10 protein-coding genes are annotated in these 12,074 nt (G+C 35.5%); 5 read left to right on the forward strand and 5 right to left on the reverse strand.

Annotated features, from left to right (window positions below; all coding sequences use genetic code 11):
• Positions 1 to 1,622 (reverse strand): methyl-accepting chemotaxis protein (locus tag NZ579_07820; protein MCS7299841.1); only part of this gene is annotated, 1,622 nt, incomplete at its 3' end.
• A 304-nt stretch (positions 1,623 to 1,926) separates the two neighbouring features.
• Here NZ579_07820 and flhA point away from each other — a divergent pair.
• From flhA to NZ579_07835, 3 genes are read left to right on the forward strand one after another with little or no spacing between them, the layout of a single operon-like run.
• Positions 1,927 to 3,999, forward strand: a complete 2,073-nt coding sequence (flhA, locus tag NZ579_07825; protein MCS7299842.1) for a flagellar biosynthesis protein FlhA — start codon at positions 1,927 to 1,929, stop codon at positions 3,997 to 3,999.
• The gene (locus tag NZ579_07830; protein MCS7299843.1) at positions 3,996 to 5,165 is read left to right on the forward strand and encodes a hypothetical protein; all 1,170 of its coding nucleotides are present in this window, start codon (positions 3,996 to 3,998) and stop codon (positions 5,163 to 5,165) included. Before flhA ends, NZ579_07830 begins: the two co-directional genes overlap by 4 nt.
• Positions 5,162 to 6,025 carry a MinD/ParA family protein gene (locus NZ579_07835; protein MCS7299844.1) on the forward strand — a complete coding sequence of 288 codons (864 nt, stop codon included), beginning with the start codon at positions 5,162 to 5,164 and terminating at the stop codon, positions 6,023 to 6,025. The genes NZ579_07830 and NZ579_07835 overlap by 4 nt, the downstream gene beginning before the upstream one ends.
• Before the next feature lie 87 nt (positions 6,026 to 6,112).
• Here NZ579_07835 and NZ579_07840 read toward each other — a convergent pair whose 3' ends face one another.
• Positions 6,113 to 7,801, reverse strand: a complete 1,689-nt coding sequence (locus NZ579_07840) for a methyl-accepting chemotaxis protein (protein MCS7299845.1) — start codon at positions 7,799 to 7,801, stop codon at positions 6,113 to 6,115.
• Positions 7,802 to 8,068: 267 nt separating this feature from the next.
• Between NZ579_07840 and NZ579_07845 the strand changes: the two genes are divergently transcribed.
• Together NZ579_07845 and amrA are read left to right on the forward strand one after the other, a co-directional pair.
• The gene (locus tag NZ579_07845) at positions 8,069 to 8,677 is read left to right on the forward strand and encodes a DUF996 domain-containing protein (protein MCS7299846.1); all 609 of its coding nucleotides are present in this window, start codon (positions 8,069 to 8,071) and stop codon (positions 8,675 to 8,677) included.
• A gap of 221 nt (positions 8,678 to 8,898) precedes the next feature.
• Complete coding sequence (gene amrA / locus NZ579_07850) at positions 8,899 to 9,465, forward strand: AmmeMemoRadiSam system protein A (protein MCS7299847.1); 567 nt, start codon at positions 8,899 to 8,901, stop codon at positions 9,463 to 9,465.
• Here amrA and aroE read toward each other — a convergent pair.
• The 3 genes from aroE to NZ579_07865 form a co-directional block, all read right to left on the reverse strand.
• Positions 9,437 to 10,282: a shikimate dehydrogenase gene (gene aroE / locus NZ579_07855; GenBank protein ID MCS7299848.1), complete on the reverse strand. Its 846-nt coding sequence runs from the start codon at positions 10,280 to 10,282 to the stop codon at positions 9,437 to 9,439. The two genes, amrA and aroE, sit on opposite strands and share 29 nt — an antisense overlap.
• A complete protein-coding gene (locus NZ579_07860) occupies positions 10,279 to 10,998 on the reverse strand; it encodes a VIT1/CCC1 transporter family protein (GenBank protein MCS7299849.1) in 720 nt (239 codons plus the stop codon). The genes aroE and NZ579_07860 overlap by 4 nt, the downstream gene beginning before the upstream one ends.
• Positions 10,999 to 11,035: 37 nt before the next feature.
• Positions 11,036 to 12,074: right-handed parallel beta-helix repeat-containing protein (locus NZ579_07865; GenBank protein ID MCS7299850.1), on the reverse strand; the 1,039-nt coding region annotated here is incomplete at its 5' end.

The following is a 12,074-nucleotide window of genomic DNA, read 5'->3' on the forward strand; positions in this document are numbered from 1 at the left end:
GCAAAACCCCTACCAGCCTCCCCAGCATGCGCCGCCTCAATACCAGCATTCATTGACAACACCTCTATCCTGTCGCTTATACCCTTTATCACATCCACCACCTCAAGCACATTACCCAGAAACATATTCACATCCCTGACCTCCTCAACATTCTTCCTCACACTCGCACTGCTCCTCAATGCCTCATCACGAAGGTTTGAGAGTAGTTCATTTGCCCTCTCAATCCTCTTGCCGACATTACTCACCGTCATTATCGTCTCCTCAACCATCCCACTCATCTCCTCTATCATAGAGTATTGTCTCTCTACATTGTTTCTGATAGTCTCAACAGTTCTTAACATCTCCTCAACGGTGGTTCCAACCTCACCAGACATTGCGTTTATCTCCTCAATCATCTGCCTCACCTCATCCTGCTTTGAGATAACCTCGCTAACTCTGACAACCTCCTCGCCGAGTTCTGACAGGACCTGGATATTTTGTTCAACGTCTCTGAATGTGCTTTTGCTCTTTTTGACTATCTCCTCAACTGCATCAAGGAAGTTGTTTATGTTCTCCGCAACCTCCCTGACTTCTGATATTCCAGTTTTTGCTTCTATCCTGTAGGAAAGGTCTCCACCACTCTTGCCCAATTCTGACATTCTCTCGCTTAGGTCTCGTATCCTAGTAAAAACACTCCTATTCAAAATTGACATTATTATTATTAGTATTATCACTATCGGAATACTGATTAGTAGAGACACCTCAAAAGTAGTAAGGTAGAGGACTCCTCTCATAGGAATACCTATTATGGCTTTGAAGAAAAAATCTCCATAGTCTTGATAAATATGGAACTTTATTCTATCAGCGTATGTTCCAGAAACAACATCAAGTTCCTCCCCCTTATCAACTTTTTGGCTTAGTGTCCTATAGACAGTTTCAAATTCTATTTGAGTTGTCTCCATTTCGCTTATAACCTTTTTAAAATTACCAATAGAAACTTCATCCCTTTCATTCTCATCCTTTCTAGCAAGAAGAGCATAAAAGTTAACTTTTGTGTTTCTGAAAACATTTTTCAACCAAAACGTATTATATAATTCTGGATGTAAAACACAACCAATAACTCCTTGTTTGAGTTTATATACATATGTTGGAAAGGGGAACATATCAGAGATAAGTATTTTGTTATCGCCAGCTTTCATATTTTTCATATTTTCTTCAACAAGATTAATGAAATCTGAATTTTGAAGTTGTCTTTCTTCAGAAAATAATTTTTCTCCATCCCAATAGAATAGAGACACTATAAAAATCTTGCCAGTATCATACTTATCTGTTCCAGTTGAGTGGACTTCACCGATTGCTGTGATTGTCATAGAACTTTCTATTGAATCCTTAAAAAAGTTATATTCATCAAAATTGTTCTTTATGATCGTATCACCATAATCTTTGATAGTTCTAACGGCCCAGTCAAAGTAGTCTTGCTTGAAGCCTTTGTTTATAACTTTCAACATATTTTCAGTGTATGTCCTAAATGTCATGTAAAACATTTCCATCACAAACAAAGACGCCCCAAATATTACAGAAAAAAATATCACTGATACCAACAGAGTGCTCCTAAAAGCAAAACCAAACCTGAATTTTCTCATAATACCACCTCGTAAGTATTAAAACTATGATAAAGAAACTCAATAAACATTTTCTATTTGCTAATCCGAAGTTTGGTCAAGAATTTGGTACTCTTTGTTGAAAAGTATTCTGAACATTTCATTTTCATAACTTATCTAAGTAATTACCAATCCTACTTGCAGAGTGATTTATAGTTTTCCTATTTATTTATGCTTCTTCACATCAATTTTCACCAAATTCTCTTACAAACTTCAGTCGTTTCATATTGAAAGCAAGGTATGAGAAGTTTAAAATTAGTTGTAAGAAATGGGAGGGGAACTTTAGTTGGATATACTTCCTCGCAGGTTCTCAATGGACATAGCGGTTGCGGTAGCATCAGTCATCGCTGTAGTTATGATGGTAGTTCCGCTACCATCTATTATCCTTGATGCTCTAATTGCAATCAATATAACTATAACGCTTGGTATATTCCTTACTACCTTCTACGTCAAAAAACCTGCCGACTTCTTTGTATTTCCAACACTACTCCTTATAGTGACGATATTCCGAATAGGGTTGAATATATCAACAACCCGTGCTATTCTATCAAAAGGTGCTGCTCTAGATGTTGAGATAATAAAGGCTTTTGGTAATTTCGTCGTTGGAAACAATATCGTCATAGGACTTGTGATATTTATCATTCTGGTAATAGTTCAACTTATAGTCATAACACGAGGAGCAACTAGAGTATCAGAAGTTGCGGCAAGATTCACACTTGATGCTTTGCCCGGTAAGCAGTTGAGTATAAACGAAGACCTAAACGCAGGATTGATTACTGAAGAAGAAGCAAGAAAGAGAAGGCAAGAGTTGCGTATGGAAGCAGACTTCTACGGTGCTATGGACGGTGCTTCAAGGTTCGTTCAAGGTGATGCTATCGTTTCTCTGATAATTGTTTTTGTGAATATCATTGGAGGTCTGATAGTAGGTCTTGCCTTTAGAGGAGAAGATATAAACGCTGCTATAAACAATTATATCATATTCGCAGTAGGTGATGGAATATCAACTCAAATTCCAGCATTATTAATGTCAACTGCGACTGGTATAATCGTTACGAGGTCCGCTGCCGGAGAGGATTTCGGCAGTGATGTCATAAAACAACTCACCATACAACCAAGAATAATGTATATAACAGGTGGATTTCTAGGAGTTATGGGGATACTGCCAGGATTTCCAACACTACAACTTTTCGCTATCGGTGCTGGGCTTGTATGGCTTGGGATAACGATGGAAAGGAAGATGAAAGAGAGAGAAGAGAAAGAAAAGATTGAGAAAGAGAAGGAAAAGAAGGAGAAGCAGGCTGAAACTATTGAAGAAGTTCTTTCTGTTGAGCCTATGGAGATAGAGATAGGATACAACCTTATACCACTCGTTGATAAAGAGCAAGGAGGAGACTTGGTTGATAGAATAAAACTTATAAGGAGGAGGATCGGTCAAGAATTAGGGGTCTTAGTTCCACCTGTAAGAATAAAGGATAATGTTTCACTTGACCCGAATGAGTATCTCGTCAAGATAAAAGGTTCAGAGATAAAGAGATACAAAGTTTATCCTGATAGATTTTTGATTATTAACCCTCCTAAAGAGGCTAATATTCCAGGTATTGATGTTAAAGAACCTGCTTTTGGACTACCTGCTAAATGGATAACTCAAGACAACAAAAAGCAAGCGGAAGCATATGGACTTGACGTATTTGACGCCATCTCTGTTGTTGCGACCCACCTTACCGAGATTGTAAAAGAGAACTCAAGTGAATTTCTCGGAAGACAGGAAGTTAAATCAATACTTGATACCCTCAAGAACACTTATCCTGCGGTAATTGATTCAGTTGAGCCGAATAAGAACCTTGGAATAATACAAAAGGTTTTACAAAATCTACTTAGGGAAGGAGTTTCAATAAGAAATATCATTCCAATCCTTGAAGCGATCGCAGACTCTCTAGAATATACCAAAAATCCTGAAGTAATCACTGAAAATGTAAGACAGGCAATTTCAAGACAAATACTACAGAAATACGCCGATACGAGCAACACTATAACTGTCATAATATTTGACCCAGAATTGGAAGAAACGCTAGCAGGATATATAAGAGAAACAGAATCGGGGTTTATATATGCAGTCCCACCTAATCTACTCAGGGATTTCTTGAATGTTTTATCAGAAAAGATTAAAAATATGATAGAGAGAGGTCTTACACCTGTGGTTCTCTGTTCAACTAGGATAAGAAGATTGGTCAAGGAAGTCACGATAAGGACATATAAGAATTTGGTTGTTTTGTCATACAATGAGGTTGTTCCACCTTTTAGTGTAGAACAGTTTGATTTTGTATCCTTGAAACTATCACCAGCAGAGGCTGAGGTATGAATTATTTTAGCATAGAAGTTGATAATATGTCTGAATTAAGACCTAAACTATACGAGGAGATGAAGAAGAGAAATATATCCGCTGATAGAATTATAATTCTTTCAAAGAAACCTATAAGGAAAAAAGGTTTTTTGGGGATAGGTAGCAAAACTGTTTACCAGGTTTGGATACAAGTATTAGACAACGACCGTGTAAGCAAAGATGTTGAACAACCAAAGCAATCATCATTACAAATAAAGGAACAGACTGAACATAATACTAACTTATACAAAGAGATAGAGAATATCAAGAAAATGATACAGGATGTGATGATAGAAAATAAGAAGATAAGAGAGATAACATCATCCTACTTGAAGGCTAAAGAGGCTAACTTTGATATGCTAAAGAAGCAGATGGAAGATAGAGACTTTCCTATAGGGTTCATTGAAAAGATAATTCAAAACATTGACAATGAGTTAACAGAAGAAGAAAAACAAAACTTTTACACTATATACGACAAAGCAAAGTCAATAATATCAAGTAACATAAAAGTAGCTTCAACTGAACTTGTGATAAACAAAAGACCAAAGATAGTAGTCCTTGTAGGACCTACTGGTGTCGGTAAAACAACTACCATTGTAAAACTAGCATTACAGTGGGGTGCTTCAAAAGGCAAAAAGTTTGTCTTTTTCTCACTTGACAAATACAAGGCAGGTGCTTCTTTTCAACTGAAGTCCTTTGCAGAGATATTTAAAGTTCCCATGAAGTCAATAAGAAATGAAGAAGAACTCAAAGAGTCACTAAACTTGTTTTCTGCAGACACAGATATTATATTTGTAGATACTGCAGGAACAAGCCAAAAGGACACTTTGACTATAAACGACTTAAAAGAACATATTAAGGTTATGAAGAAATATGATTTACTAGTCTCGCTTGTTATAAGTGCAGTTACCAAATACAAGGACATGCTTGATATTATCAACAGATACTCCGTAGTAGAATACAATAATATAATTCTTTCAAAGATTGACGAAACTAATACACTGGGATCGTCAGTTGCAGTTCTTTATGAAACACAAGTTCCTCTATCGTTTGTGACTAACGGTCAAAGGGTTGAAGCAGATATAACAACCTTGAGACCGATGGATCTGGTATATATGGCTCTTGATGAGAGGAGGAGTATATGATAATTGAGGAGCAGTTAAAAGGATTACAAAAAGCATTAGGCAACACAACTCCTGTTGAGAAACCAAAAATAATATCAGTAGCCAGTGGCAAAGGTGGTGTCGGTAAGACCAACATATCCATAAACCTTGGGATACTATATTCAAAAATGGGGAAAAGAGTCCTAGTTCTTGATGGAGACCTTGGACTTGGGAATGTTAATGTCGTTTTAGGTATAATTCCAAAATATAACCTATACCATGTTATGAAAGGAGGGATCCCCCTTAAAGATGCTATAATAAGAAACAACGAAATAGGAATAGATATAATCGCCACAGGCTCTGGATTTACACAACTTGCAGAACTTGAGGACTTGGAGAGAAAGAAATTTATAGAAGAACTCAAGGAGTTGTCTGATTATGATGTACTGATAATAGACACAGCAGCAGGTATAGGTAGGAATGTAATATCATTCATTCTTGCATCTCATGAGGCAATAATAGTTACAACACCCGAACCTACCGCTATAACTGATGCTTACGGTATAATAAAAGCAATCTCAACAGAGTCGCTAAAACTCTCTTCCAATATGAAACTTATCGTTAATAGGGTCAAGAACCCTTCTGAAGGAATAAAGATAGCAGACAGAATATCAACCGTAGCCGGACAATTCCTAGGCGTCAAAATAGAAAGTCTTGGGTTCATACCTGAAGACACAGCAGTTGAATTTTCAGTAAGGAGGCAGAAACCATTCGTAATAGAATTCCCAAACTCACAAGCAACAATCCACTTAAAACACGTTGCCCAACGACTTGAGAATATGAAAGTCAAGGATGAAGATAAAGGTCTAAATAGATTATTCAGAGTCCTCTTTGGAGGATGACTTTAAGATGCTTACCTACTCGTAGACTTGACTACCCATATTCGGAAACTTTTAGGAAGAAAAGTTTTTACACCAAAATTTTGTAGTTTATTCGGGAACATCTTCAGTAGTTGTTCTTTCAAGGAGTTTTGACAAACCTTCCACTATTAAACTTGAGTATTTGATTATCTCATTGAATAACTCATTCGCCTTTTGTCGGTCTGTTTGGATAACTTCAACAATTTCCTTGCCAGTGGAATGTAATCTTTCGTGAGGTTTCTCAATGCTCTTAAACTCAGGAAATTGTGAATACTTGACAATACCCTCAGAATAATACCATTTTCCCAACCTACACTTTGTGTGATCAAAAACTACACTTTCATCTATGGTAGATTTACCGTCTATGAAACCTTTGAGCCTAGCAACCCATAACACATGGTCTGCTATGGCAAGTGATACTAACATACTATCATTCTTGACCTTTACTTCGTTAGAAAGAACGAGCCTGAAATCATCTAGGAACTCTGAAGCACTAGAGATAGACATCTTCATAGGACTTATTCTTTCTTTTATCATCATATCCATGGTCTTTTTAAATAAAGATATCTTATCAGTCGTATTGTAAATTTTGTATGAAACATCATTGATACTTGATGATAGAAATTCAGTTGTGTCTATAATCTTCCCAAAACTGTTTCTAGTATCCAGTGACATCTCTTCTATGTTTTTGGCATAAGACTCTATTGTGTTGCTTTCACTGGATATATTTTCAATTGATATGGTCATTAGATTTGATTTACCTTTGATAGATTGAAGTTTTTCAGTTATATTTTTTGAGAATTTACTTACATTTTCGGATAGTCTCCTTATTTCATCCGCGATAACTGAAAAACCCTTTCCCACATCTCCTACTTTTGAAGACTCAATCAAAGCATTCATAGCCAATATTAGCGTCTGCTCAGAAATATCAGATATTACCTTAGCAGTGTTGATAACATCGTTAATCTCATTAAACATTTCCTTATTTAACCTTGTAGCCTCTGAGTATGAAGAATAAGTTTTCTTCCAAGAGGACTCAAGAGAGGAAGAAATTTCTAGAAATTTGTCAAACTTATTATGAGATTCCATTGCAATACTAAGAAACTCATTCAGAGATTGAGATAGTTGAACGAAAGACTTTGAAAGATCATTAGTCAAGATTGTAATCTCGTTGAAATCCCTATCTACTTTTTTTATATCTTCATCAAGGTAAAAAGTAATCTTAGACCCCTCATATACTAGGTTGGATATTTTTGTGAGTACCATAAAAAATGAATTCAAGAGTTTACCTAGTTTTTTTTCAGCTTTGGCAACTAAAACTCTCGTTTCATTAGATTCCAACTTGTGTTTTGCAATAATATCTCCCTGTTCAATAAAAGATATGTACTCCTTAAGTGATTGATTTTCCTTTCTAGCGTGTTCTAGTTCATCCTTCAGTTTAGATTTCTCATCCAAGTGATTGCTTATTACCTCAACTAGGTTATCTAAAATTTCGTCACCAGTTTTAACTACTCTACCTTCACTTGTAGATACTGTAATAGCCTTTATCTGGCGGTCAAAAAATCTCAAGGCGTTAGTATAATATACGAAACTGAATATCACTAAAAACGATAAAAGCGATAGAGAGATCATCAAAGCTAACTCTAATACATATAAAGCACCCTCAAAGATCTTTAGTGATATTAAGACAGATAGAGAAATAGATAAAAATATTAAGACAACAGATAATACCCCCAAAACTAGATGTAATTTCTTCATTTTGACCTCCGATGAATAATTTGTAAATAAAGAAGTCCTATACTATCAAACTGAAATCTGGAGCAAAGTCAGTAGTATCTGAAAACAATATATAACTCCACAAGTCAAAGAATGCTAATTTCACAACAAGATATAACTTTACAAGTCAAAGAATATTAATTTCACATCAAATACTATCAAACTTGTCATCTCCTAGACAGAAAGTTATTGCAAACTAAGCATCATTCATTTACTATTTTGTTGTGATACAGAAGGAGATATGTTGATATGGATAAAACTTCAAAAACTTTGTCTGCCGTTGGTTCACTACTTATTGTGATCTCACCAATCGTATTTTGGAAACCTCTCTTAAACCTATCTGGGCTAGTTGGAATAGTTTTATTTCTCGTTGGAATACACAGTATTGCTAGCCAATTAAATAAAAAAGAGATATTCTGGGAGGCATTGAAAGGTATCGTTACATTGGCAGTAGGTATTATAGTCATCTCTATAGTGCTCATAGCTACGATAGGACTAAGTGTATTAGGCTTAATAGGTTCACTCTCAATATCTTTCACGATAGATACAGAAGATACCGAATATTTGAATGTATTATTAAACTCTCTTTACTCTATAGGACCCAGAATTCTGATTGTAGTAATATTATCAGCTATAGCATCTTGGATACTTATGATAATATACGGCTTAAAGATGAGCAAGGTTTCTGACATGCTAAATGAAAGTTTTAGTAACCTTAGGTTCAAAGAAGCGTCAATCTTATTTAAACTAGGTGGTTGGTTATCAATAATACTAGTTGGATTTATACTCATATGGGTAGCATGGCTGCTATATACAATTGATTTCTTCTCATTACCAGAATCACAACCTAGTGCTTGATAGTAAAACACAACTAGAACTATCTAGGATTAGCAACTAGCAAAAACAGTAAAACTTATCCTTTAATTAGCAAACATTACTTTTGCACACACTATTAGAAATGTAATTAACCTTGTGATTCTCAAAAACACTCTTTCTCATACGGCATCGGATAATTACTCAAGACTTTCTAATTTCTAAAATTAGGACACTATAAATCATTTATAATTATAATGTTAGGTATGTTAAACTTAAGTGAAAAAAGTCAAATAATCAAGTTGGCAGAACTTACTCTTGAGTCTCTTTTTAAACCAGAAAAGAAGCATGAAGTAGAAAAACAAAGGAAGATAGTAGAAAAGTTAGGTTTAAACAATGGAGTTTTCGTAACTCTTCTAAAGAAAGGTGAATTAAGAGGTTGTATAGGCTATATAACGCCAGTTAAAGAGTTCTCAAGACTTCTAATTGATGCTACAATATCATCCGCTACGAGAGACCCTAGGTTTGACCCTCTTAAGAAAGAAGAACTTGATGAGATTGAGATAGAAGTATCTATACTTTCAGAACCAAAGAAGATTTCTTCAATTGCCGAAATTGAAGTTGGTAAGCATGGAATAATTGTAAGGAGAGGACCTTATCAAGGACTATTACTACCACAGGTTGCAGTAGAACACAGATGGGACAAACTGACATTTTTACAACATACCTGTATCAAAGCAGGATTGCATCCTAATGATTACAGAAAAGAAGACACAGAGATATATGTATTCACCGCAGAGGTCTTCAGTAAGAGTGATTTAAAAGGTTTATAACGGCATCTTTGAAGGAATAAACTTGAGGATTGTCAAACCATATCCTATCTTGCTCAAGTGCTTGAAAAACAAACATATCAATACCATAAACAGTCCTAGCACCTATGTTTCTTGAATGAGTTATTAATTTTGTATCAATAGGATTGTAGATCGTATCAAAAACTATATGCTCTTCAGAAACTAATGTCAAATCTATAGGTGTCTCATCAACATTTGGAAACATCCCAACAGGCGTGCAGTTTGATATTACATCAACTCTCTTTATAACATCATTAATTCTATCCAGAGTTATCACTTCAACTTCACTAAAGTATTTCTTCACTTCATTAGCGAAATCTACTAACTTTTCTGTATTTCTACCGGCAACGATAATCCTACCAACCTTCATAGTCCAAAAAGCCCAAGCAACACTCTTCGCAACTCCGCCATTACCTATTAAAAGTGCAGTCTTATTCTCAAGAGTATTTATCCCTCGCGTCTCAAAAGACTTTACAACACCTTGAACATCAGTATTATAGCCTATTAGAATTCCATTATCATTTTTGATAGTATTTATAGCACCAATTTTGGAAGAAAATTCATCAAGTTTATCAACAAGTTTAGTAGCACCTAACTTATGAGGTATTGTAATACTTACTCCTTTGACGCCGACATCTCTTACGAAATCAAAGAATACTTGTAAATTCTTAATCTCAAAAGCGAGATACACTGCATCAACTCCAATCTTCTCAAAGATGAAGTTGTGTATGATAGGAGATTTTGAGTGTTTTATAGGGTTACCAATAACACAGTAGAGGTTTGTATTTGAAGTAATCATCCAACGCCGCCCCCTATCAGATAACCAATCAAGTATCCTGCTATCGCGGATAGTATTCCAATCAACATAAGTTTTAGCGCACCTTTGAAAGGACTCCCAATAGTCATCTTGGTCTTGATGTAACCAATCACAAGAAGAACCAGTGCCGACACCAGCAAAGAAGCAATCCATAAATAGTTAGGTGTAACTATGAATATAGGCATTACAGGAATAAATGAACCTATTAGAGCAGACAAACCAACTGTAATAGCAAACTTAATAGGTTTTTCATTTGAAACCTTACCAAGCTCAAGTTCGTGAGCCATCATTATTTCAACCCAAGCATCTTCGTTTCTTGATATTATATTAACCATAGTCTCTGTATCTTCGTCGGATACGCCCCATTTCTTGAAAATTCTTCTTATCTCCTCTTTTTCAATATCTGGCATCTTTTTTATGTCTTCCCTTTCTCTTTTTAATTCTGAAAGGTAGTTTTCATACTCTGTCTGTTTGGATGTATAAGCAACCGCAGCCATAGATATGCTTTCAGCAAACGCAGCAGCAAGAGCACCTGCTAGAATTATTCTTATATCACTCGTCGCAGCACTGATTCCAAGTAGAACTCCTAGCGTATTGACAAGACCATCCTGTCCCCCCAGTATTATTTCAGACATTATGTTTGAGGAGGCTTTTATTCTATCCTTTATATGGTTTTCAAATTCCTTCTCATCTAACACGCTTTAATCTTATTATACATTTGCCATGAATTACAACCTAGAAACTAACTACTGTGTTGTTATCTGAACCAGATGCTGTATCAAGTAATGATGTATTATTAATGTTAATCCAATCTGCTGGTAAGTTAGTTATCAACCTACTACCTGTATATTCTCTATAAAGATACCTTAACTTGTTTGTCACAAACTTATTAGCCGCAAGAACATGTCCAGTAGTATCAGAAGTACCACCCTCAAGTATACCTATATAATCAGTATCACTAATGCTACCGATAATACAGTTTGATATTACAAGACCTGTTATATTTCCATTATTCTCAAGATGTATTACAGATTTTGACCCGGTTGATGAGTTGTTCGTTATAACACTGTTCAATATTGAAATATTTGCTGAATTGAGAATATAAATAGCACCTCCGTTGAGTGCGTTGTTGTTTATTATAGATCCTTCTATCCTAGTATTAGGTGAGTTCCAATTATAAATACCACCGCCGTTTTGAGTAGAATTGTTATTCCTTATAACACCTGATATGGAATTACCTGACGAGTTAGCAGTAAGGTAAATCCCGGCACCATAGCTTGCTAGATTATTCAATATTGTAGTATTAATTGTGTTGTTATCAGAGTCATCAAGATGTATAGCACCACCATAACTAATAGCTGAGTTAGAAGTAAGAGTAATATTCACAAGAGTGTTACCCGAGGACTTCTCTAGAAATATTCCAGCACCACCATACTGAGCAGTGTTGTTAGAAACTACTATATTTTCTATCAACAAACTAGATGAATTCTTGATGTATATACCCCCACCTTTAGTCTGACTAGCGACACCGCCGTTAGCAGAACCTCTTCTTATAACGAAGTTTTTCAACTGAGCATTAGCAACACCGTCTATAACAACTATATGATACAAGTTATTGTTACCATCAAGCTCACTATATCCAACTACTGAACTAAAATCACTATTCCATCCACCTATGACCTTAAGTCCGTTAGTTGTGATGGAGAAACCTGTATCACTTGAATTCAAACCACTGCCAGGAGTATATACTCCTTGTGCAACTTTAACTTCACCT

Source organism: Spirochaetota bacterium, from assembly GCA_025061835.1.
Classification (GTDB): Bacteria; Spirochaetota; Brevinematia; order DTOW01; family DTOW01; genus SKYB106.